The sequence below is a fragment of the Acidovorax sp. GW821-FHT11A03 genome, from assembly GCF_058809075.1.
In genome coordinates, this window is record NZ_JBXASG010000004.1 from 246,260 (window position 1) to 269,431 (window position 23,172).

Here is a 23,172-nt window from a genome sequence, read left to right on the forward strand (position 1 = left end):
TGCCGCGCACCACCCCATTGGTTTCCATGAGAGTCATTTTTGCCGGCACGCCCGAATTCGCCCGCGCGGCGCTGGAACAGCTTCTGGCCGCGGGCTTCACCGTCCCGCTGGTCCTCACCCAGCCCGATCGCCCCGCGGGCCGCGGAATGAAGCTCCAGGCGTCTCCCGTCAAGCAGTGCGCGCTGGACCACCGCATTCCCGTCGCCCAGCCGCGCAGCCTGCGCCTGGACGGCAAATACCCGGACGATGCCGCCGCAGCGCGCGACGCCCTGCTGGCCGCCCAGGCCGATGTGATGGTGGTGGCCGCCTATGGGCTCATCCTGCCGCAGTGGGTGCTGGACCTCCCGCCACGGGGATGCCTGAACATCCATGCCAGCCTTCTGCCGCGCTGGCGCGGCGCGGCGCCCATCCACCGCGCCATCGAAGCCGGGGACGGGGAAACCGGCATCACGATCATGCAGATGGACGCTGGCCTCGATACCGGGCCCATGCTGCTCACGGAGCGGCTGGCCATCACGCCGACGGACACGACCGCCTCCCTGCACGGCCGGCTGGCCTCCCTGGGCGGCCGCATGATCGTGGAAGCGCTCGAACTGGCCGCCTGCGGGGGCCTGCGGGCAGAGCCCCAGCCAGCCGAAGGCATCACCTATGCCCACAAGATCGAAAAAGCCGAAAGCACCATCGACTGGTCTTTGCCTGCCACGCTGATCGGGCAGCGCATCCGGGCCTTCGATCCCTTTCCTGGCGCCAGCACCGAATGCGCAGGAGAAACGATCAAGGTATGGAGCTATGAAATAGATAGCAATACACCAAATACTGGCAAGCGCCACGGCCAGATACTCTCGGTGGACAGCCAGGGCGTGGCGGTGGCCTGCGGCGAAGGCGCGCTGCGCCTGACCACCTTGCAGCGCGCCGGCGGCAAGCGGCTGGCGGCAGCGGATTTCCTGCGGGGGTTCGACCTGCAGCCCGGCATGGTGCTGGGCGCCGCGCCCGCCGCGGCGGTGGCGCCGGCATGAGCCGCAGGGACCTCGTCGGCCGCACGCTGCGCCACCCCTCCTTTCGCATGGCCGCCACCGACATGGTGGGCACGGCCGTGGGCATTGGCGCGTGGGGCCTGGTCACCGGGGTGGTCATGGTCAAGAGCGGCCTGCCCATCGGCATGGCCGTCTTCATGTCCCTGGTGGTGTATGCCGGCAGCGCGCAGCTGGCGGTCATCCCGCTGATGGCGGCGGGCGCGCCGCTGTGGGTGGTCTGGCTCACGGCCAGTTGCGTGAACCTGCGCTTCGTGATCTTCAGCAGCATGTGGCGTAGCTACTTCGCGCACCTGCCCGTGCGGCAGCGGCTGGCCGTGGGCTATTTCAGCGGCGACGTGATCTATGTGGCCTTCATGAAACGCTTTCCCGAACCGCGCCCGCAGCCCGAGCAGTTGCCGTACTTCTGGGGCGCGGCGGCCACCAACTGGCTGGCCTGGCAGGTGCCGTCCATCGCGGGCATCTTCCTGGCCAATGCCGTGCCGCTGTCCTGGGGCCTGGGGTTCGCGGGCGTGCTGGCGCTGCTGGGCGTGCTGCTGTCGCTGCTGTTCGACCGGGCCACCTGGCTCGCCACGGGCGTCGCCGCGACGGCCGCGATCGCGGCCTTCGCGCTGCCGCTCAAGCTCAACATCCTGGTGGCCCTGGCCGCCGCCGTGGCCGCGGGGTTGCTCATGGAGGCCGTGGACCGCCGCCGCCACAAGCCGGAACTGCTGCTGGTGCCCGCCGACAGCGTGATGCCGCCCGAGGAACGCGAACACGTCGAGGCGGGCGACATCGTGCCGCTGCGCGAGGAGCGCCACCCATGAACGCGCCCTGGTCGTCCTGGTGGGATCTGCTGGAACCCTTCATCGCCGTGGCGGGGCTGGCCGTCATCACGGTGGTCTCGCGCTCCTTCTTCATGATTCCCGAGCGCGAGCTGCCCCTGCCCGACTGGCTCAAGCGCGGCCTCAAGTACGCGCCACTGGCCGCCCTGACGGCCGTGATCGCGCCCGAGATCCTCATCACCCGGGGCGAGCTCATCGATACGCTCATGGACGCCCGGCTCCCCGCCGTCCTGTGCGCGAGCGCGTACTACTTCTGGCAGCGGGGCATCCTGGGGACCATCGTGGTCGGCATGGCCGTGTACCTGCCGCTGCACATCGGATGGGGCTGGTAGGGATCGGTGGCGGGGCAGGGCCGCGGGATGGGGCCGCGGGTGGGGCCGCCTAAAATGGCGGCCCTGATCCACGTGCCCCCACCAGGAAGCCTCCCTCCCATGAACATCCTCCGCTTTTCCGATCTCTGTGCCCAGGGCAAGGCCCAAGGCCAGCGCGTCTTCATCCGCGCCGACCTGAACGTTCCACAGGACGACGCCGGCCGCATCACCGAAGACACCCGCATCCGCGCATCCATTCCCTGCATCCGCATGGCGCTGGACGCCGGCGCCGCGGTGATGGTGACCAGCCACCTGGGCCGTCCGACCGAAGGCGAATTCAAACCCGAGGATTCCCTGGCCCCCGTGGCCGCGCGCCTGGCCGAGCTGCTGGGCCGCGAGGTGCCCCTGGTCTCGAACTGGGTGGACGGCGTCGCCGTCGCCCCCGGCAAGGTCGTGCTGCTGGAGAACTGCCGCCTGAACGTGGGCGAGAAGAAGAACAAGGAAGACCTGGCCCGCAAGCTGGCCGCGCTGTGCGACATCTTCGTGAACGATGCCTTTGGCACCGCCCACCGCGCCGAAGGCACGACCTACGGCATCGCCCAGTTCGCACCGATCGCCTGCGCCGGCCCGCTGCTGTCGGCCGAGATCGATGCCCTGACCAAGGCCCTGGCCCATCCCCAGCGCCCGCTGGCGGCCATCGTGGCGGGCTCCAAGGTATCGACCAAGCTCACCATCCTCAAGAGCCTGGCCGACAAGGTGGACCAGCTCATCGTGGGGGGCGGCATTGCCAACACCTTCATGCTGGCGGCGGGCCTGCCCATCGGCAAGAGCCTGGCCGAGCCCGACCTGCTGGAAGAAGCGCGCGCCGTGATCGCCGCCATGAAGGCGCGGGGCGCGGAAGTGCCGATCCCGACCGACGTGGTCACCGCCAAGAGCTTTGCCGCCGACGCCCCCGCCACCGTCAAGGCCGCGGCCGATGTGGCCGAGGACGACCTGATCCTGGACATCGGCCCCGACACCGCCGCCCGCCTGGCCGCCCAGCTCAAGTCGGCGGGCACCATCGTCTGGAACGGCCCCGTGGGCGTCTTCGAATTCGCCGCCTTTGAGAACGGCACGCGCGAGATCGCCAAGGCCATCGCCGACTCGCCCGCGTTCAGCATCGCCGGTGGTGGCGACACCCTGGCGGCCATCGCCAAATACGGCATCGACAAGCAGGTGGGCTACATCTCCACGGGAGGTGGGGCCTTCCTGGAAGTGCTGGAAGGCAAGACGCTGCCCGCGTTTGAAATCCTCGGAAAACGCGCCGTTACCAGTGTTTGAAATTTGTTACACGCGGACGCACAAGCAAATGCAGCCGCGCGTAAGCAAGCACGCCAATCTGTGACCAAAAACAACGAATTGCGTGTGTCTGGGCGTAGTTACCTCAATTTTTTCTTGTTTTTGTTGAGTATCGCGCCCAGAATTATTTTTCAATCGCGTGGGATGTATCTGTTCATGTCCCCGCCTCTCAAAGTCCGTAGGAGGGAATCATGAAATTTTCAAAGGCAGTCAGCTTGGCGGTGCTCGCCGGCGCTGTGGCTACTTTGGCGGGATGTGCTTATCGTTCGCCCATTCCCCTGGCGGAAAACTTTGAGCTCACGGTACAACCCAAGGTCCGCTCCGCCGGTCACTGGGAACTGGTTTCCAACGACGTGGTGGCGCAAACGCTCAGCACGCTCGACAAGTCTGGCATGGCTCCGGGCACGCCGCTGCATGTGGCCTTGCCGCCCAACCCCAGCCCGTTCGACCTGGCGTTCCGCGACTTCCTGATCACCAAGCTGGTCCAGAGCGGCGCCCCCGTGCTGCAAGACCCCGGCCAGACGCTCAACGTGACCTACAACACGCAGGTCGTTCGCCACAACAGCCCGCGCCCCCATTTCATTCCCGGCCAGTTCACCATGATCGCCGCGGGCCTGATGGCCGCCTATGGCCTGCGCCACGAACACCTGGACGCGCAGATGCTGGCCACGCTGGGCCTGACCTCGCTGGCCGACTACGGCGCCAGCATCAACTCGGGCGGCCCCACCAACACCGAAATGATCCTGACCACCACCGTGACGCGGGGCGGCCAGTACGTGGCACGCAAGACCGATGTGTACTACCTGGAAAACGCGGACACGCCGTTGTTCCTGCGCCCCTCGTACTACAAGAACGTCAACATGAAGGTGGTCTCGCAATGAAATCCACAGCACTTCTGACCGCGCTGGCCGCCGCAGCCCTGCTGGCAGGTTGCGCCAACAACGGCACGCCCGTGCGCACGGAGCCCACGTACCAGGAAGCCGCCAACAACCAGTTCCTGGCCAACAGCCGCGATGCCGTCGCCAAGCTCACCGCGGGCTTTGACCTGAGCGCCGCAGGCAGCGGCCCGGTCCTGGTGGCCACCGTCGTGAACGTGAACGACCTGAGCCGCTCGGCCCCCCTGGGCCGCACGCTGTCCGAGCAGTACGCCTCGCACATGGCGTCCAGCGGCTTCAACGTCAAGGAAATCAAGCTGCGTGGCGACGTGTTCGTGCGCGAAGGCGCCGGCGAGCTGCTGCTGTCGCGCGAGATCAAGGACATCGCGCGCAGCCACAACGCGTCGCTGGTGCTCGTCGGTACGTACTCGGCCGCGGCCAACTACACCTACGTGAGCCTGAAACTCGTGCGCACCGAAGACAGCCGCATCATCCGCGGCTACGACTACGCACTGCCCAACGACCGCGACGTGCAGCGCCTGCTGGCCGTACAGCGCTGAGCGGCCGGCCGCAAGCCGGTCCCGCACAAGAGCAACAAAAAAGGCCGTCTCGACGGCCTTTTTTGTTGCCCGCCGGCGGCCACCAGGCCATGCCGGTGCCACGGCAGCCGTCCCGGCCGCCAGAAAACCCCGCCGCGGCGGATGCCCCCACCTAAAATCACGCCCCATGACTTTCACCGACATGCTGCGCGACGCCACGGCGCAGAACAACTCCCTGCTGTGCGTGGGCCTGGACCCGGAACCCACGCGGTTTCCCGCGGGAATGCAGGGCGAAACGCACAGGATCTACGACTTCTGCGCGGCCATCGTGGACGCCACGGCCGACCTGGTCTGTGCGTTCAAGCCCCAGATCGCCTACTTCGCCGCGCATGGCGCCGAAGACCAGCTTGAGCGCCTGATGCAGCACATGCGCGCCAACGCGCCGCACGTGCCGGTGATCCTGGACGCCAAGCGGGGCGACATCGGCTCCACGGCCGAGCAGTACGCCAAGGAAGCCTTCGAGCGCTATGGCGCCGATGCGGTCACGCTGTCGCCCTTCATGGGGTTCGATTCCATCGAGCCCTACCTGGCCTACCACGGCAAGGGGGCCTTCCTGCTGTGCCGCACCTCCAACCCGGGCGGCGACGACCTGCAGACCCAGCGCCTGGCCAGCGTCGAAGGCCAGCCGCTGATGTACGAGCACGTGGCGCGTCTGGCGCAGGGCCCCTGGAACAAGAACGGCCAGCTGGGGCTGGTGGTCGGCGCCACCTACCCGCAGGAGATCGAACGCGTGCGCGGCATCGCGCCCACGCTGCCGCTGCTGATTCCCGGCGTGGGAGCCCAGGGGGGCGATGCCGTGGCCACGGTGCGGGCGGGGCTGCGCGACGGGGGGCCGATCATCGTGAACTCGTCGCGCTCGATCCTGTACGCATCCAAGGGCGGCGACTTTGCGGCCGCCGCCCGTACCGAGGCCCAGCGCACCCGCGCGGTGCTCGAAGCGGCGCGCGCGCGCTGATCCGCACCCGCACGGCCCCCAGCCCTGCGCCGCCGCCGCACCCCGGATCGGCCCATGCAGCTCAAGTGGCTTGAAGACTTCATCGTTCTCGCGCAGGAGCGCAGTTTCACGCGCGCGGCCGAACTGCGGCATGTGACGCACCCCGCATTTGGCCGGCGCATCCGCGCGCTGGAGGCCTGGGCGGGAACGCCGCTGGTGGAGCGGGGCGGCGGCCCCGTCTCGCTCACGCCCGCGGGGCAGAGCTTTCTGGAGACCGCAGGCCACATGGCGCGCAGCCTGGCGCAATCGCACGAGGAACTGCAGAGCCTGGCCGGCCGGCAGGCCCGCACCGTGACGCTCGCCACGGGCCGCACGCTGGCACGCACCGTAGTGGCCGACTGGCTCGTGCGGCTGCAGCCCCTCCTGCAGAACGGCGAGCTGTGCATCCGCACCCGCGCCCTGGCCGACACCGTGGCGATGCTCGAGCGCAACGAGGCCGACTTCTCGCTGGTCTACCACCATCCGGCACTGGCGATCCGGCTGGACGCGCGCCAGTTCACGCACGTCACCGTGGCCTCCGACCGGCTGGTGCCCGTGTCGCGCGCCACCGCGCAGGGCCAGGCGCTGCACCGGTTCGGGCAGGGCACGGCACTGGTGCCCTACCTGGCCTACGCGCCCCAGCTGGCCCTGGGCCGGCTGGTGGAAGACCACCTCACGCAGAACCCCCACGCGCCGCGCCTGCAGCGCGTGGTGGAGTGCGACTCCGCCGACGCCCACTACGAATACGTGCAAAAGGGCCTGGGCGTGGCCTGGCTGCCCTGGTCCATGGTGCATGCCGACTGCAAGGCCCGGCGCCTGGCGCCCGCGGGCGACGCGCGCATGGAAGTGCGCTTCGACGTGCGCCTGTACCGGCCCAAGCGCCGCCTGGGGCCCCTGGCCGAGGCGCTGTGGAAAGCCCTCTCCCAGCGCTGAAGCCCAGGGGTTTCCACCAGGGCCTGCAACCCATTTGGCAACAGACCGTGCCGTTTCGGCACCACGCTGGGGGGCGCGCCTTTTCACAATCGTGCCACCCACCGCGCGTGCCGCCGGGGCCGGCCTGCATGCATGCATGCACCGCCGGCCCGGGGCGCGCGGTGCCCAGCCCCCACGACGACCCAGGAGCCCGAACCATGCCCCACATCTTTTCCCGCCGCCGTGCCACGGCCGCCGCCACCGCCCTGCTGTGCGGCCTGTGCTTGCCCGCCGCGTCCGCGCTGGCGCAGGACGCCTACCCCTCCAAGCCCATCACCATCGTCGTGGGCTACCCGCCGGGCGGCAGCACCGACCTCACCGCGCGTACCGTGGCCACGGAGCTGGGCAACAAGCTCGGCGTGCCCGTGGTGATCGAGAACGTCGGCGGCGCGGGCGGCGCCATTGGCGCGCAGAAGGTGGCCAGCGCGGCCCCGGACGGCTACACCCTGCTGGTGGGCGCGAGCAACGAGATCGCCATCAACAAGCTCGTGACCAAGAAGGTGAAGTACGACGTGAAGGACTTCACCGCCATCGGCCTGATCGCCTCGCAGCCCCTGGTGCTCGTGGCGTCCACCGGCTCGGGCGTGAAGAACCTGGCCGAATTCACGCAGAAGGTCTCGAAGAACCCCGGCAAGTTCAGCTACGGCAGCTCGGGCGTGGGCACCTCGCTGCACCTGGCGGGCGAGATGGTCAAGGAGCAGGGCAAGCTGTTCATGACGCACATCCCCTACCGCGGCGTGGCGCCGCTGACCAACGACCTCATGGGCAACAACCTGGAGTACGGCGTGTTCGTGCTCTCCAGCGGCCTGCCGCACATCCGAAGCGGCAAGGTGATCGCCCTGGGCACCACCGAGGCCAAGCGTTCGGCCACCACGCCCGAGATCCCGGCGCTGGCCGAAACACCGCAGTACAAGAACGTGGACATCGGCGTGTGGTTTGCCCTCATGGCACCCGCGAACCTGCCCAAGCCGGTGTTCGACAAGGTGAAGAAGGCCTTGAACGACAGCCTGCAGTCGCCCGAATTCCGCAAGAAGATGGAAGCCACCGGCTCCACCGTGGCCGCCACCAACGTGAACATCGACCAGTTCCTGTCCGCCGAAGTGGCCAAGTACAAGAAGATTGTTGAATTCGCCAAGATCGAAGAATGAACGCCCAACACGACCACAGCAACGCGGCCCAGCCGCTGCGTTTTGAACTGCCCGCACCCGACCTCGGCGCCTGGCGCGCGGGCAACACCGGCACCGAGGGCGTGTGGCATTTCGACTCGGGGCAGCCCGGGCGCCACGTGATGGTCAGTGCCCTGGTGCATGGCAACGAGCTGTGCGGCGCGTGGGCCCTCAAGGGACTGCTCGAAGCGGGCGTGCGCCCCGAACGCGGCACCCTCACGCTCGCGTTCTGCAATCTCGATGCATTCGACCGGTTCGACGCCCGCCAGCACGACGCCTCGCGCTTCACCGATGAAGACCTCAACCGCCAGTGGCTGGACGAGCGCATCGACGCGGCCGACACGGCCGAGCGCCGCCGCGCCGCCGCGCTGCGGCCCTTCGTGGCGCGCGCGGACTGGCTGCTCGACATCCACTCCATGCACGAGCCCTCGGCGCCCCTGCTGCTCACCGGCATCCAGCCGCGCAACCTGGAGTTGGCCCGCGCCATGCGCTCGCCCGAGCACATCGTGGTGGACGCGGGCCACAAGGACGGCGTGCGCATGCGCGACTACGGCCGCTTTGGCGAGCTGGAGGACAACGGCACCCGTTCGCTGCTCATCGAATGCGGCTTCCACGGCGACCCCGCCAGCCGCGCCGTGGCGCAGGACCAGTGCGTGCGTTTCCTCGCGCAGTCCGGCGCGCTCGGCGACGAGGCACTCGCACGGCAACTGCCCGGCTGGCGCCTGCCCGACGCCCCGCGCCAGTGGGCGCTGGAGGTGACCGGCCCGGTGGTGGCCACCAGCAGCGCCTTCCGCTTCGTGGCGCCTTACACCGGGCTGGAGGTGTTCGAGAAAGCCGGCACCCTGATTGGTGACAACGACGGCGTGCCCGTGACCACGCCCTACGACGACTGCGTGCTGGTGATGCCCTCGGTGCGGCAGGCGCGGGCGGGCGTGACGGTGGTGCGCTACGCGCGGCGGCGCCTGCTGTAGGCGGTGGCCAGATCATCAAGATGCTTCTAATTTGATAGCATTCTGCGCTTGATGAGCAAGCGCCAGCAGGTCATTGACGGCTATTTCATCAGATAGGCCTGCAGCTCCTTGCGGCTCTGGACCCCCAGCCGCGTGTAGATCTGCCGCCGGTGGTACGTGGCCGTGTTGGCGCTGATGCCCATGCGCGTGGCGATCTGCTCCCCGGGCACTCCGCGCGCCAGCCAGTACGCCAGCTCGTGCTGGCGCTGCGGCAGGCCCAGCGCGCGCAGCGTGGGCAGCAGCCGCGCCACGCGCGCCACCCGCTGCGTGATGTGGATGCCCACCGCCCGGCCGCCGTCGAAGTCGCCTTCACCGGCCCCCGCCGCGGCCGCCATCTGCGTGGCGCGCAGCGAAAACCAGCCGCTGGCGTTGTGCAGGTCCAGTTGCGGCAGCGCTGGCGCCCGGCCCCGGCCGGTGCCGCCCTGCTCCACCCAGCGCAGGCGCTCCAGCAGCACGCACAGCGCGTGTGGCAGCTCGTTGCGGCGGTACCAGCGCATGCCAAAGGCCAGCGCCATCAGCTGGTCTGCCTGGGGCGATGTCCACAGCAGCCTGCCCTGCGGCGTGGCGACCAGCATGGCGCTGTCATGCACCACACTGTCCTGCGCATCCAGCTCGCCCGGCTGCAGGGCACGCGCCAGCCAGGGCGAGGTCCGTTCAAGCAGGGCGATGTCTTCAGGCGCAAAGCGCGGCGCGCCAGGCCTGCGGCACAACTTGAGCGAGCCCACGCCCCGGCCTTGCGGCGTGCGCAGCACCAGGCTCAGAAAATCCTGCCACTCCGACGGCCGCGCCAGCTCGTTGTAGAAATCGCTGCGGATGAATTCGTGGTGAGTGACCTGGAGGATCTGCTCCATCAACAGCACCCCATGCTCATGGCGCACGGCCGCGTCGAAGTCGTGCAGGCTGTAGCGCACTAGCTTCAGCTCCTGCGCCTTCATCCGCGGGTCGAAGTACAGGTGCATCCACTCGCGCGCGGGTGAGGGCTCGATGTAGGCGTCCAGCGCCCCCTGGGCATCCGGATAGAAAAAAACCCCGCTATCGAAGCCGATGAGGCGGTGCAGTTCGTGCAGCACAGGCTCGATGAGCTGCAGCCCGCTGAAATCCAGGCAGGCCATCTGCCGCAGGCGCGCCAGGGCCTGCTGCTGCGTGCGGGAAAGGGACATGGACATAGGGCGCGTGGCAGGTGCGCCGCATCCATGCGGCACCTGGCGGGAGCGTAACGCATCGCACCGCCCCTGCGCCCCGCCCCCAGGGGTGGGGCACCGGGGGCGATGGGAACTCCTGTCGTGTCAGTGGCAGGGGCTGGCCCGGACACGCCACGAAAAAACTCCCCGCGTTCCTGGCCCCGGCCACCGGCGTCCACATGGGCGCGAGCGACGGCCCGCCTGGAAGACCAGCGAGGAGCACGCCACCCTGTTCGCCTGCGGCCCGCCGGGATGACATGCCTGCCAACGTTGTCGCAGGAGGAAAGCAGGCCCTCGGCCCCCGGGGGCGCGTTACCGCCCCATGCGGCGCCGGACCAGGGCCAGCATGGCCAGGGACAGTCCCATCAGTGCCAGCGGACTGTTCGCGGGCACCGACACAGGGCCACCGCCACCGCCGGGCGGGATGGATCCCGCGATGTTCGTCAAGGCAAACGTCTGCGTGATGGGTTGCTCCAGCACGGTGTCGTACACAATGGCGCTGACCTGGTGCAGGCCCACCGTGGCATCAGCGGTGGCCGTGACTTCCGCGAACCCACCGGCATCGGCCAGCGCGCTTTCCGCAGACAGCACCACCCCGCCGGAGGTGATGAAATAGACACGCACCTGCGGCGTGTTGCTGCCGTCCCAGCCAGTGACTTTCACGCGCAGTTTCTGGGCAAAGGTGGTATTGATCGGCGTGCTTTGGGGCGTGCCGCTCACTGTGGTCATGAACTTGGGCAGATCGGCCACGTTTCTCAGCAGACGGGTTTGGGGGCTGACCAGCGCACTGCCCTGCACGCTGGCCTTCACCGAGTAGGTGCCGACAAGCCCGTTGGCCGTCCCGCTCACCTGCGCGTTGCCTGCGGCATCGGTCACCGCCGTCAGTGCAGAGAAACTCGCCGTGGCACCCGAGACCGGATCGGTCGTGATGGCAAAAACAACCGTTGCGCCTTGCACCGGGTTGCCAAAAAAGTCCTGCACGTGCGCCGTGACGGGTGCCGAGAACGGCTTGGTGACATACGTCCATTGCGGCGTGGACACGTCAAAGGCAATGGCGGCGGCGGCGCCGGCCGGTGCGGAGTTCGACAGCTTGACAGAGGCACCGGTGGTGCCAGGCGCCGTGGCACTGACACTGTAGGCGCCAGACTTGCCCGTGGCGGTGGCCGTGACCGCCGCGAACCCGTTCGCATCCGTCACGGCCGTGGACGACGACAGCACCACGCGCGACGGTACGCTGGGGCCGCCGAACGTCACCGTGACGCCGGCCTTCGGGTTGTTCGAGGCGTCGGTCACCCGCACCTGCAATGGCGTGCCAAAGGCCGTGTTGACCAGCGTGGTCTGGTTGTTGCCCGCCGTGACCGCCAGACTGTCCGTGTTGGTATTGCACAAATTGAAGAGCGGCACATTGCCCAGGCCGGTGATGAATCCCTTCATCTGATAACAACCCATCACGCCATTGGCCACCGGGGTGTAGCTGAAGACACCTTGCGCATTGGTGGTGCCCGAGCCCGTGGACGCGATGGGCAGGCTGGGCCCCGGGTTCACCGGGGTCATGCTCACCGCCAAGCCCGGCACGCCCACGCCATTGCTGTCGAGCACCTTGATCGACAGGGGTTGCGCAAAAGGGGTACTGAAAACGGTGCTCTGCGGCGTGCCGGTCGTCACGATGGACGAAGCAGCAAGGGCAATGGTCTTGAAAACCGCAATTGTTCCGGCCCCCGGGCCTGACGCCACGAGATCGGCGCGGCCATCGCGATTCAGATCAATGGCGGCGAGCATGCGCGTGACCGAATAGCCGATATGCTCATTCAATACAAAGCTGTGGTTGGCCTGCTGCAATCCCACATAGCCATCGGAGATTACGTCCAGCCGGCCATCGCCATTCACATCGGCGACGATGACTCGCCCCATGTCACGGCCGCCTCCGCTGGAAACCCCCGTGGCAAAAAGCTTGGTGCTCGGTAAAAAGATACCGTTGCCCACGCCCTTGGCCAGCCAGACACCTTCGCCGTACTGGTTCTGCAAGAGCAAATCCAGCTTGCCATCTCCATCGACGTCAGCGATTTCAATATCTTCAATATTACCGACGCCGGCGCCTACACCAAGAAGTTGCGCTTGCGGTGCAAATGCTCCGTTGCCCGTACCTTTCAGCCATGAAACCGTTGGACTATTAACATCGTCGACAAAAACCAGGTCTGCTTCCCCATCGCCATCAATGTCGGCCAGCTGTGTTTCACGTATAGTGTTATAGGAGGCCAGACCGCTGTAGGACACCTCATATTGACCCGTCAATATGAAAAATCCCAAGCCGGCGTTCTGCAAAACCTCAAAATAGTGATTTCCGCCAAAATCGCCTGGTTCATAGACGCCGACAACAATGTCCAATTTCCCGTCATGGTTCAGATCGGCAAGCATGGGGTTTTGAGCACCATAATCACTCGCATCCGCCAGCCCGGGCCGGGCCAGGGCACTGAAATCCCCATTGTTGTTGCCCGACCCTTTCAATATGGATACACCCAGACGGTCGGTAATGACCAGGTCCATCTTGCCGTCCCCATCCATGTCGCCCGCAGAAATGCCGTTGGGTGTTTGCAGGCCGAACACCAGGTTATTGAAATCATGCTTGAGCGCCAGGCCGCCAATGGGAGTGCCGAGATAGATGAGAAGCTGGTCGGTCTGAGCATTGAGAACCGCCAGATCGGGATAGCCATCGTTATTGAAGTCAGCACTCACGGCCGCTGTCGAAACATTAGGGGCGTTGCTGGCGCTATTGGCCTGCAAATCTGGCGGGCCATAGATATTGGCCGCTTGCGCTGGCAGCGCTGCCACGCAGAACGCGGCGGCGGCTGCAATGCCCATGGCAACGCCTTTCGCCCTTTTTATCCATCTGGTTGCTGTTTTGGGAGTTTTCATGGCTCTTGAATCCGACTGTTTCACTGGAAATCAGTTTAGGAAGCCAAGTCCCCCGGCGCCCCACCCCTGGGGATAGGCGCATCCACAAACAATCCGGCATCCCGGATCAACCGGGTGCAAGCCAGTGGATGACTGTGGTGGCGCGCAAAGCGAGCCCTTCGCCATCCCGCCCCTGGGGGTGGGGCGCAGCGGCGGGGGAATCCATAAACTGGGCGGCAGGCGCGAAATTGCTCCTGAAAACATAGCGTTTTGCGCTTGATGGGCAAGCGCTGGGGCAGTTTTTCTGCCACTTTTCGCCCACCACATCCACACACCACCCATGCGAAAACACCTTGCCCTGCTGGCCCTGGCCGCCTTCGCCCACGCGGGCGCCTGGGCCGCCACCTACAGCTACACCAACAACGGCTACGCCCCCGCCAGCCTGCACAACTACACGGCGCCGTGCAGCGCGGGCAACTGCGCCAACTTCACCGCCGCCATGGCCCCGACGGCCACCTTCACCACGGCCGTGCCGCTGGCGCCCAACCTCGCCAACGCCGATGTCCTTTTTCCGGGCGGCAACATCCTGGCATTCACGGTGTTCGACGGGGTTACCACCTATACCCTGGGGGACCCGCAGGTGGCGGGGTTGTACCAAGTGAATGTCTCCACCGATGCCGCGGGCCAGCTGACGGCACTGTCGATGATCGTCCTGCGCTGGCAGAACCCCGGCCCGCACAGCGGCGCCAACATGCGGCTGGACTCGGTCAACACCGAGGGCGGCGCCTACCACAACGTGATATGCCAGGCCATCGATGTCGAAGACCGATGCACCGTCTGGGAAGCGCCCGGCAGCATCGACGGCAATACCAGTTGGGCCAATGTGGGCACGGCGCCCGCAGCCGCCGTGCAGAGCGTGCCCGTAGACAACCCCTTTGCCTTGGCCATCACTGCCGCCGGCCTGCTCGGCCTCTCCGGGCAGACGCTGCGAAGACGTCGCAAATTGCTCCCCAAAAAATAGCGCGCAGCGATTGATCCACCACCACTGAAGGCGCTTTTCATTTCGGAAACGCCACACCCCATGAAAAAACACATTGCGCTGCTCGCGCTGGCTGCATTCACCCACGCCGGGGCGCAGGCCGCCACTTTTGTGGTCGATGCCACGGCAGACCTGATCGACCCCACCCCCGGTGACAACATCTGCGGCACGGGTGCTGCGGGCACCTGCTCGCTACGCGCCGCCATCATGGAAGCCAACGCGCTGGCGGGCGCCGACACCATCACGCTGCCCGCGGGCACCTTCACACTGACGCGCGTGCCCGCCCCCAGCAACCTCCTGCAGATCACCAGCGACCTCACCATCAACGGCGCGGGCGCGGGCGACTCCTTCATCGTGGCCAGCAGCGGCAGCGGCGGCGACCGCATCGTCCTCCAGATCCTGGGCAGCCCCACCGTCAACCTCAACAACCTGGCCATCACCGGCGGCACCGGCGCGGGCGCGTCGTATGGGGGTGGGCTGTTCATCGGGGGCGGCACGGCCACGCTCGACCATGTGGCGGTGCACGGCAACAGCGCGGCCGGGTCCTCCACCCAGCAGGGCGGCGGCATCTACGTGTATGAGACGGCCACGCTCCACCTGATCGACAGCGAAGTCTCGGGCAACACCGCCCCCAGTGGCGGGGGCGGCATCGCGGTGCGCCAGACCGGCATTGCCAACATCACGCGCAGCACCATCACGGGCAATACCATGCCCCATCCTGGGGGCAGTGGCGGCGGCATCGCCAACAACGGCACGCTGAACCTCACCAACTCCACCGTCTCGGGCAACACGGCGGTGGGGGCCGGGGGCGGCATCTCGGGGGGCAGCGGCGGCACCACCACCATCCGCTTCAGCACCATCGCCCACAACACCACCGGCGCAGGCAATGGGCAACTGAGCGTCTTTGGCGCCACGGCCCACATCAGCGGCAGCATCGTCGCCAACCCGGCGGCGGGCCTCAATTGCCGGTTCCAGGCGGGCGCCCTGGTGTCCGGTGGCAACAACCTCGACAGCGGCACCACCTGCGGCTTTGGCGCGGTGGGCGATATCGCCAGCGCCAACCCCCTGCTGGCGCCGCTGGCCTACGCCAACAGCCTGCCCAACCAGACCCACGCACTGCTGCCGGGCAGCCCCGCCATCAACGCCGGCCCCACCACCGACCTGCCCGCCACCGACGAGCGTGGCACCCCACGGGTGCAGATGGGGCGCGCCGACATCGGCGCCTATGAATCCGCCCTGGCCCCAGGCGCCGGGCCGGGGAATGGGGGCGGCGTGCAGGCAGTGCCCGTGGACAGCCCCATCGCCCTGGCGCTGTCTGCCTTGGGTCTGCTGGGCCTCGCGCTGCGCGGCGGGCACAGGCTGCTTCTAAAGAAATAGCTGCATCGCTTTAGTTCTGAACGCTTGAGGCATTTCTTTACTCCCCCAAAAGCCCCATGAAGAAGCACCTTGCGCTGCTCGCGCTGGCCGCAGGTACCCACGCGGGCGCCTGGGCCGCCACCTACACGTATACCTATACCGGCAACCCCTACACCGCGCCCACCCTGTACAACTTCACCCACTGCACAGTGGGCAACTGCGGCAGCTTCACCACGGCGATGTTCCAGTCGGGCTGGTTCACCACGGCGGCGCCCTTGCCGCCTGGCCTGGGCAATGCCGACATCTCCGCCCTGGTGACAGGCTTTGTGTTTTCAGACGGGCTGACCAGCTATTCCAGCGCGGCGGGTGACACGCTGTATTCCGCCTCCGCGGACACCGATGCCAACGGCGCCTTCACCAACGCCAGCCTCACCTTCTTCCACTGGGAGACACCGGCTCCCCATGCCGTGGGCGACCGCGTGAACCTCATGGGCCTGCATGAATTCGTCAATCACAACTACGAATGCCAGCAAGTTCCCGCTCCCTACAGCGGCGTGTGCACGACGGCGGTGGCAGGCACTTCGGGCAGCTACATCGACAGCCATCCCCACACCACAGGCTCCTGGCTCGTGACCGTCCTGCCTGCAGCGCCGGGCGCAGGCGTCAGCGCGGTGCCCACGCTGGGCGAAGGGGGCCTTCTGCTGCTGGCCGCCTTCATGGCGGGCACCGGCATGGTGATGCGACGCAAGGCGCCCCGCGACTTTTGAAAGAGGCCGGCCACGCCGCAGGGGCCTCGCAGACTTTACCTATCGACATCTTTCCGTTTCAAGGAGTTTCCCCATGTCCCCCGAACAGATCCACCTCGTGCGCCAGAGCTTTGCGCAGGTTGCGCCCGTCGCTGCGCAGGCAGGCGCGCTTTTCTACTCGAAGCTGTTCGCGCGCGACCCGGCCATCCAGGGGCTGTTCGGGTCGTCCGACATGCACGTGCAGGCACGCAAGCTGCTGGACATGATCGGCGATGCCGTGCGCCTGCTTGACCACCCCGAGCGGCTGGACGCCGCGCTGCGCGCCCTGGGCCAGCGCCACACGGGCTACGGCGTGCAGGCCGCGCACTACGACACGGTGGGCGCCGCCCTGCTGGAGACGCTGTCCGACGCGCTGGGCGGTGCCTTCACCCCCGCCACGCGCGAGGCCTGGGGCGCCATGTATGCCCACGTGGCGCGTACGATGCAGGCGCAGGCACAACTGCAGCACTAGCCAGAAAGCCCCATGACCCCCACCACGCCCCGCCTTCGCGCCCGCGCCGCCGCCTGCCTGGCGGCCGCACTGGCCATCTCTTGCGTCACTGCCATGGCCCAGACCGCAACGCCCCTGCTGTTCAAGATCGTCACGGTGCGCGACGAGATCCTTGTCGCCGTGCCGCCGGACGAGGCCGGGGCTCCGCGCCCCGAGGCGGCCGCCATCGGCCAGGCCCTGGCCGCCAAGGGCGCGCTCAGCCTCTGGCAATACGCCCCGCGCAAGGGCACCGACGGCGCGCTGGAGCTGGCCCCCCGCGCCAGGATCAGCGTGCTGGCGCACGACAGCCTGCGCGTGGAGCCGTACCCGCCCGCGCTGCGGGTCGTGCCGGTGCCATAAGCCCGCCGCGCACCGCGCCGTGAGTGCCTGTCCACGATCCCCATGCGGGTCCGCACGCCTGCGCTGACAGGAACGGCGGCCGCCGGGCTCGCCCGCGCCTGCGCGCTGGCGCTCGGGGCGCTGGCCGCGCTGTGCGGCTGCGACGGCAGTGGCACGGGCTACCAGCGCGGCTGGGCGGGCGCCTGGACCTACGGCGGCGCGGCCTTCGCCCCGGCCGACCCGGCCACGTTCCAGCCGCTCTCGCCGCACTTCGGGCGCGACGCGCGGCAAGGCTACTGCCGGGGCAGTGCCGTGGAGGGCAGCCAGGGCGCCACGTTCGAGGCGCTGTCGGAGCACGAGGCGCGCGACGGCCGCGCGGTCTACTACTGCAGCACCTACCGCAAGGCGCAGGAGTACTGGGCCTACCAGCACCTGCGCATCGCCACCATTCCCGGAGCCGACGCGGCCAGCTACCGCGTGCTGGCCCACCGCCATGCCCGCGACCGGCACCGCGCCTACGACCGGGGCCAGCCCTTCGCGGTGCGCGATGCGGCCAGCTTCGAGCCGCTCAGCCCCCGCTACGCGCGCGATGCGCAGCGCGGTTATTTCGAGCATGCCGACATCCCCGGCAGCCACGGCGCAAGCTTTGCGCTGATGGACGAAGACGATCCCGGCTACGCCCGCGACCGCGCGCACGCCTGGCACGGCCACATCGAGGTCAACCAGCCGAACCGGGGCCCGCACCCGGTGCTGCGCCCCTTGCAGGGCGCCGACATGGCCACGCTGCGCGCCCTGGGGCGGGGCTACGCGGCCGATGCGCGGCGGGTGTGGTACCAGGGCGAGCCGCTGGCGCGGGCGGATGCGGCCAGCTTCACGGTGCTGACCGAGGCGACCGCGGAGGTGGACGCACGCGACCGCGCGCAGGCATGGCAGCGCGGGCGGGCCGTTGCGGGCAACGATCCAGGCCCCAGCCCCGGCGTGAGGTGAGGCACGCCGTGTCCCCACCCGCCGCCCTCCAGGGGCAGGGGCCTGCCGCGCGTTGCCAGGGCCACCGGCGGGCGGAACAACGCCGCCCGCCCCCGTCACTGCGCCGCGCGCGCGGCCTCCACATGCGCCTTCACCCGCTGCGCCAAGGCCATGTCGCCCGGGGTTTCGGGGCTCCACCTGTCGATGGCGCGGGGCTGCTCATCGGCGTCCACGGCCGTGTACACCGCCACGCAATGCAGCACCTCGTGCTGCGGCTCGCCATGGATGCCGCCGCTGCGCACCTCCACGGCCAGGTGCATGCCGGTCTCGGTGGTGAAGGCCAGGCGCGCATGCACTTCCACCAGGTCTCCGGGCCGGATGGGGCGCACGAAGTGCGCGCCGCCCACGAACTCGGTGATGCAGGGGCCCTTGGCCCAGGCGCTCGCACAGGCAAAACCCGCCTCGTCCACCCAGCGCAGCACGGTGCCGCCGGGCACCCGCCCCGCCTGCGGCAAGGTGCTTTGAGACGCCAGGAAACGCAGGGTGATGGATTGCATGCCGGGGTGCTCCACGGGGGTTGGTGGGCCATTATTCTCCAGCCCCTGGCGGCGGCGCGGGGCGGTGCGCGGGCGGCCCCCCTCGAAGGCGCGCGCACCCGCACCTTGACCTGAGTCAAAACCCTGCGGGCGACAGTTGCCTACATTGCGTAACAACTCTGCGGGCCCCTGCGACACCGGGCCCGCCCAGCCGGGGCAATGGCCGCCCCCGCCGACCCGGCCTTCCCTACCCGCACGCCCAGCGTGTCTTCTGCCATGTCACTGCTTCACCGACTGAACCTGCTCGAGAAATTCCTCATCCTGGGAACCATCGGGTTGATGATGAGCGCGCTTCCCACATACCTGTATGTGTCCGATGCGCTGCGCGCCATCGGCCACGCCCGGCAGGAGGCCCGGGGCGTGCCGCCCGCGCAGGCGCTGACCCGCGTGGTGCAGCTGGTGCAGGTGCACCGGGGGCTGTCGGCGGGCATGTTCGGCGGCGACGAGTCGCTGGCGACGCGGCGCCCCGCCGCCCGCGACGCGGTGGAAAAAGCCCTGGCCGACGCCGCCGCGCACTTCGCGGCAGCCCAGGTGCCGGCGCAGCAGATGGCCGCCTGGACCGATGCCCAGCAGGCCTGGCGCACGCTGGAGCAGGCGGTGGCCGCCCGCAGCATCGGGCTGGCGCAAAGCACGGCGCAGCACACCCAGCTCATCGCCGCGCTGCTGCAGCTGACCGAGTCGCTGGTGCACGCCTACGGCCTGCAGGTGGACCCCGAGGCACCGACGCATGCGCTGATCCAGGCATCGCTGGTGCAGGCGCCGCAGCTGGGCGAGAACCTGGGCATGCTGCGCGCCCAGGGCGCCGGGGCGCTCGGCCGTGGCGAACTCTCGCCCCAGGGCAAGGGCCAGCTGCTCGTGCTGCAGCAGCGGGTGGCGGAGCTGCAGGCCGACACCTTCCGCGGCCTCGGCCGCGCCCTGCAGGGCAATGCGCAGTTCAAGCAGGCGCTGGGCAGCGGGGTGCAGGCCATCCAGGGCCAGATCCAGCAGTCGCTGCAGCTGGCCGAGCGCGAGGTGATGAACGCCGGCGAGCTCAAGTTCGCCTCCAAGGATTACTTTGACGCGTTCACCCGCACCATCGATGCGCTCAACACGCTCAATGCACAGTCGCTGTCGAGCCTGGACCAGGCCCTGCAAGACCGCGTGAGCGCGCTGCAGCGCCGGCTGCTGTGGGTGGCGCTCGCCCTCGCCGTCACGCTCTCGGCCACCAGCGCCATGGCCCTGGTGTTCGTGCGCTCCATGACGGGGCCGCTTTCGCAGGCCGTGGCGCTGTCGCGCGCCGTGGCCCAGGGCGACCTGAGCGGCAGCGCGCTGGCCCACGGCACCAACGAGGTCGGCCAGCTGCTGGAGGCCCTGATGCAGATGCGCGCCCAGCTCACGCAGGTGGTGCGCCAGGTGCGCAACGGATCGGAGAGCGTGGCCACGGCCAGCGTGCAGATCGCGCAGGGCAACAGCGACCTGTCGGCCCGCACCGAAAGCCAGGCCAGCGCGCTGGAGGAAACCGCCGCGTCGATGGAACAGCTCAGCTCCACCGTGCGCCAGAACGCCGACAGCGCGCGCCAGGCCAGCACGCTGGCCCACAGCGCGAGCACCGTGGCCGTGCAGGGCGGCGAGGTGGTGGCCCAGGTGGTGGACACGATGCAGGGCATCAACGCCTCGTCGCAGAAGATCTCGGACATCATCGGCGTGATCGACTCCATCGCGTTCCAGACCAATATCCTCGCGCTCAACGCCGCCGTCGAGGCGGCCCGCGCGGGCGAACAGGGCCGGGGCTTCGCGGTGGTCGCGTCGGAGGTGCGCTCGCTGGCCGGGCGCAGCGCCGAGGCGGCGCGCGAGATCAAGGCCCTCATCAGCGCCAGCGTGGAGCGCGTGGAGCAGGGCACGGCCCTGGTGGACCGCGCGGGCACCACGATGAACGAGGTGGTGACCGCCATCCGCCGCGTGACGGACATCGTGGGCGAAATCAGCACGGCCAGCCACGAGCAGTCGCTGGGCGTGGCCCAGGTGGGCGAGGCCGTGACGCAGATGGACCAGGTCACGCAGCAGAACGCCGCGCTAGTGGAAGAAATGGCCGCCGCCGCCGGCAGCCTCAAGGTGCAGGCCGAAGACCTGGTGCACGTGGTGTCGGTGTTCCGGCTGGGCGACGAAGGCCAGGGCCAGCACAGGGCGCTGCGCCCGGCAAACTCGCTACAAATTCAGTAGCCATTGGCGCTTATCCATCCATCGCTGGCGGCCAATTTCATTCAGATTCTGCGCCCCTATTCCCCTGGGGGCTGAGCCGCAGCGGCCGGCCCCGCCAGCGGCAGCACCAGCCGCGCGCGCAGGCCCTGGCCGGGTGCGCTGTGCAGCTCCAGCGCTCCCCCATGGGCGCGCGCCACGCGCTCGGCAATCGCCAGGCCCAGCCCGGCCCCGGGAACACCCGCGCGCGCCGCGCCGCCGCCCCGCGCGAAAGGCTGGCGCATGTGGTCCAGCTCTTTGGCGTCCATGCCGGTGCCGTGGTCGGCCACCTCGATCCACGCCTGCTGCGCGCTGCCGCCCGTGCGCAGCACCACCGGGGCGGCGCCGTGGCGCCAGGCGTTTTCCACGAGGTTGTCCAGCGCACGGCGCAGCGCCTGCGGGCGCACGGGCAGGTTGGGCAGGCCGCCCAGTTCCAGCGCCAGCACACGGCCGTGGTCGGCCTGCGCTTCGGCCACGGCCTGGGCCAGGTCGTTGAGCGATGCGGTGGCGGGCGCCTCGGCCTCGCCCGCGTCAGCGCCCACCCGCGCAAAGTCCAGGAACTGGCCCACGATCGCATCCATCTCGTCGATGCTGCGCGCCATGCTGGCCGCCAGCGGCGCATCCACCTGTGCCCCGGCGATCTCCACGCCCAGGCGCAGCTTGGTCAGCGGCGTGCGCAGGTCGTGCGACACACCGGCCAGCATCAGCGCGCGCTCGTGGTCGGCGGCGGCCAGGCTCTGCGCCATCTGGTTGAAACTGCGGCCCACGGTGGCGATTTCTTCGGGCCCGGCCTCGGGCAGCACCGCGGGTGTCTGGCCCCGCGCGAGCTGCCGCGCCGCCGCCACCACCTGGGCCAGCGGCTGGTGGATGTGGCGCTGCAGCCACCACGCGCCCAGCAGCGCCAGCAGCATGCTGGCCAGCGTGGCCACCAGCCAGGCCCCGGTGAACTCGCGCGTGGGGAACACGCTGGGCAGGTTGAGCCAGTAGTCAGCGCCCTCGTGCACCATGCGCAGGGCCAGCACGCCGGTGCTGTCGCGGCGCCACAGGGGCTGCGGGCTCTGCGCAGGCGCATCACCCACACCCAGGCGGCGGGACACCGCCTGCACAAACTGCCGCTCCAACGGCGACAGCAGCGCGCGCCGCGCTGCGCTTTCCGGCGCAACGGGCGGCGTGGCCAATGCGGCCTGCCGGTTGAACGCCTCCACAAACGCCACACGCTGCGCCGGGGGCAGCGCCTGCAGCCCCGCCCGCAGCGCGGCCACATTGCGCGCCACGCCATCGGCCACCTGCGCCACGCGGGGCTGGAAGATCATCTGCCGCACCAGCACCGCCGCCACCAGCTGGCCCAGCACGATGAGCACGGCCATCAGCAGCAGGTTGCGCCCGAGCAGGCTGCGCGGCCAGAGCCCCCCGTGGCGGCGGGCGGGGGTTGCGGGTGTCGTCATGGCTGCCGCCCTCCGGCGGGCGCGGCGCCATCGGGCACGAACACATAGCCCACGCCCCACACGGTGCGGATGTGGCGCGGCTGGGCCGGGTCGGCCTCGATGAGTTTGCGCAGCCGCATGATCTGCACGTCAATGCTGCGGTCGGTGGCCGTGTGGTCGGGGCCATAGGCCAGGGCCATGAGCCGGTCGCGGCCCAGCGGGCGCTGAGGGTTCTGGGCCAGGGCCAGCAGCAGGGCGAATTCACCGGTGGTGAGGGGCACGTCCTCGCCGGCCCTCGCGCCCGCCCGCTCCAGCCGCCGTTCAGTCGGCAGCAACACGAAGTCGCCGAACGTCAGGCGCCCGTGCGTTCCCTGGGGCCCGGTGTGCGCGCCCAGCATGCGCTGGCGGCGCACCATGGCCTGGATGCGGGCCAGCAGCTCGCGCGGGTTGAAGGGCTTGGGCAGGTAGTCGTCCGCCCCCATCTCCAGGCCCACGATGCGGTCCACCGGGTCGCCACGCGCGGTGAGCATCAGGATGGGAATGGTCTCGCCCTGCGCACGCAGGCGGCGGCAGATGGCCAGGCCGTCTTCGCCCGGCATCATCACGTCCAGCACCAGCACATCAAACCTCTCGCGCTGCAGCAGCACGTCGAGCGGGCCCGCGCCCTCCACCGTGCGCACGGCGTAGCCCTGGTCGCTCAGGTAGCGCTGCAGCAGGGCGCGCAGGTCGGGCTCGTCATCGGCGACCAGGATCTTGGCCAGGGTGTCGGTCATGGGCAGGGAGCAACGTGG

22 protein-coding genes are annotated in these 23,172 nt (G+C 68.9%); 17 read left to right on the plus strand and 5 right to left on the minus strand.

Annotated elements, in window-relative coordinates; genetic code table 11:
- Nucleotides 1-26 precede the first annotated feature (26 nt).
- The 10 genes from fmt to AC1RVY_RS11610 all read left to right on the plus strand — a co-directional run bounded on the left by fmt (nt 27) and on the right by AC1RVY_RS11610 (nt 9,060).
- A complete protein-coding gene (gene fmt / locus AC1RVY_RS11565) occupies nt 27-1,016 on the plus strand; it encodes a methionyl-tRNA formyltransferase (RefSeq protein ID WP_492806655.1) in 990 nt (329 codons plus the stop codon).
- Nucleotides 1,013-1,837: an AzlC family ABC transporter permease gene (locus tag AC1RVY_RS11570; RefSeq protein WP_369643740.1), complete on the plus strand. Its 825-nt coding sequence runs from the start codon at nt 1,013-1,015 to the stop codon at nt 1,835-1,837. The genes fmt and AC1RVY_RS11570 overlap by 4 nt, the downstream gene beginning before the upstream one ends.
- Nucleotides 1,834-2,187 (plus strand): AzlD domain-containing protein, encoded by a 354-nt coding sequence (locus tag AC1RVY_RS11575; protein ID WP_492806656.1) that lies wholly within the window; start codon nt 1,834-1,836, stop codon nt 2,185-2,187. The genes AC1RVY_RS11570 and AC1RVY_RS11575 overlap by 4 nt, the downstream gene beginning before the upstream one ends.
- A gap of 99 nt (nt 2,188-2,286) precedes the next feature.
- Nucleotides 2,287-3,486, plus strand: coding sequence for a phosphoglycerate kinase (locus AC1RVY_RS11580; RefSeq protein ID WP_492806657.1), 1,200 nt, complete (start codon nt 2,287-2,289; stop codon nt 3,484-3,486).
- 209 nt (nt 3,487-3,695) lie between these two features.
- The gene (locus AC1RVY_RS11585; RefSeq protein ID WP_218297114.1) at nt 3,696-4,385 is read left to right on the plus strand and encodes a hypothetical protein; all 690 of its coding nucleotides are present in this window, start codon (nt 3,696-3,698) and stop codon (nt 4,383-4,385) included.
- Nucleotides 4,382-4,939, plus strand: a complete 558-nt coding sequence (locus AC1RVY_RS11590; protein WP_218297113.1) for a FlgO family outer membrane protein — start codon at nt 4,382-4,384, stop codon at nt 4,937-4,939. Before AC1RVY_RS11585 ends, AC1RVY_RS11590 begins: the two co-directional genes overlap by 4 nt.
- A 166-nt stretch (nt 4,940-5,105) precedes the next feature.
- Nucleotides 5,106-5,933, plus strand: coding sequence for an orotidine-5'-phosphate decarboxylase (pyrF, locus tag AC1RVY_RS11595; protein ID WP_218339420.1), 828 nt, complete (start codon nt 5,106-5,108; stop codon nt 5,931-5,933).
- Between the two features lie 54 nt (nt 5,934-5,987).
- Entirely contained in the window at nt 5,988-6,884 is an 897-nt protein-coding gene (locus AC1RVY_RS11600) for a LysR family transcriptional regulator (protein WP_218339419.1), read from the plus strand.
- Between the two features lie 197 nt (nt 6,885-7,081).
- Nucleotides 7,082-8,071, plus strand: coding sequence for a Bug family tripartite tricarboxylate transporter substrate binding protein (locus AC1RVY_RS11605; protein WP_492806658.1), 990 nt, complete (start codon nt 7,082-7,084; stop codon nt 8,069-8,071).
- Entirely contained in the window at nt 8,068-9,060 is a 993-nt protein-coding gene (locus AC1RVY_RS11610; RefSeq protein WP_369643742.1) for a M14 family metallopeptidase, read from the plus strand. Before AC1RVY_RS11605 ends, AC1RVY_RS11610 begins: the two co-directional genes overlap by 4 nt.
- A gap of 80 nt (nt 9,061-9,140) precedes the next feature.
- Here AC1RVY_RS11610 and AC1RVY_RS11615 read toward each other — a convergent pair whose 3' ends face one another.
- Nucleotides 9,141-10,259 (minus strand): helix-turn-helix transcriptional regulator, encoded by a 1,119-nt coding sequence (locus AC1RVY_RS11615; RefSeq protein WP_369643743.1) that lies wholly within the window; start codon nt 10,257-10,259, stop codon nt 9,141-9,143.
- 333 nt (nt 10,260-10,592) lie between these two features.
- On the minus strand, nt 10,593-13,193 hold the full coding sequence (locus tag AC1RVY_RS11620; protein WP_492806659.1) for an FG-GAP-like repeat-containing protein: 2,601 nt from the start codon (nt 13,191-13,193) through the stop codon (nt 10,593-10,595).
- A gap of 319 nt (nt 13,194-13,512) precedes the next feature.
- Between AC1RVY_RS11620 and AC1RVY_RS11625 the strand changes: the two genes are divergently transcribed.
- The 6 genes from AC1RVY_RS11625 (at nt 13,513) to AC1RVY_RS11650 (ending at nt 18,168) form a co-directional block, all read left to right on the plus strand.
- Complete coding sequence (locus tag AC1RVY_RS11625; protein ID WP_492806660.1) at nt 13,513-14,193, plus strand: hypothetical protein; 681 nt, start codon at nt 13,513-13,515, stop codon at nt 14,191-14,193.
- Nucleotides 14,194-14,253: 60 nt separating this feature from the next.
- Nucleotides 14,254-15,588 (plus strand): right-handed parallel beta-helix repeat-containing protein, encoded by a 1,335-nt coding sequence (locus tag AC1RVY_RS11630; protein WP_218297106.1) that lies wholly within the window; start codon nt 14,254-14,256, stop codon nt 15,586-15,588.
- 56 nt (nt 15,589-15,644) lie between these two features.
- On the plus strand, nt 15,645-16,334 hold the full coding sequence (locus AC1RVY_RS11635) for an IPTL-CTERM sorting domain-containing protein (RefSeq protein ID WP_492806661.1): 690 nt from the start codon (nt 15,645-15,647) through the stop codon (nt 16,332-16,334).
- A 73-nt stretch (nt 16,335-16,407) separates the two neighbouring features.
- Nucleotides 16,408-16,824 (plus strand): globin domain-containing protein, encoded by a 417-nt coding sequence (locus tag AC1RVY_RS11640; protein WP_218297104.1) that lies wholly within the window; start codon nt 16,408-16,410, stop codon nt 16,822-16,824.
- A gap of 12 nt (nt 16,825-16,836) precedes the next feature.
- Entirely contained in the window at nt 16,837-17,202 is a 366-nt protein-coding gene (locus AC1RVY_RS11645; RefSeq protein ID WP_218297103.1) for a hypothetical protein, read from the plus strand.
- 42 nt (nt 17,203-17,244) lie between these two features.
- On the plus strand, nt 17,245-18,168 hold the full coding sequence (locus tag AC1RVY_RS11650) for a DKNYY domain-containing protein (protein WP_492806662.1): 924 nt from the start codon (nt 17,245-17,247) through the stop codon (nt 18,166-18,168).
- Between the two features lie 95 nt (nt 18,169-18,263).
- On the opposite strand, the gene AC1RVY_RS11655 is transcribed toward AC1RVY_RS11650, so the two are convergent.
- Nucleotides 18,264-18,704 (minus strand): acyl-CoA thioesterase, encoded by a 441-nt coding sequence (locus AC1RVY_RS11655; protein ID WP_492254202.1) that lies wholly within the window; start codon nt 18,702-18,704, stop codon nt 18,264-18,266.
- Nucleotides 18,705-18,959: 255 nt separating this feature from the next.
- Between AC1RVY_RS11655 and AC1RVY_RS11660 the strand changes: the two genes are divergently transcribed.
- On the plus strand, nt 18,960-20,942 hold the full coding sequence (locus AC1RVY_RS11660; protein ID WP_492245158.1) for a methyl-accepting chemotaxis protein: 1,983 nt from the start codon (nt 18,960-18,962) through the stop codon (nt 20,940-20,942).
- Between the two features lie 56 nt (nt 20,943-20,998).
- Here AC1RVY_RS11660 and AC1RVY_RS11665 read toward each other — a convergent pair whose 3' ends face one another.
- Nucleotides 20,999-22,402, minus strand: a complete 1,404-nt coding sequence (locus tag AC1RVY_RS11665) for an ATP-binding protein (protein WP_492806663.1) — start codon at nt 22,400-22,402, stop codon at nt 20,999-21,001.
- Nucleotides 22,399-23,154: an osmolarity response regulator transcription factor OmpR gene (gene ompR, locus AC1RVY_RS11670; protein WP_492245156.1), complete on the minus strand. Its 756-nt coding sequence runs from the start codon at nt 23,152-23,154 to the stop codon at nt 22,399-22,401. The genes AC1RVY_RS11665 and ompR overlap by 4 nt, the downstream gene beginning before the upstream one ends.
- Nucleotides 23,155-23,172 lie beyond the last annotated feature (18 nt).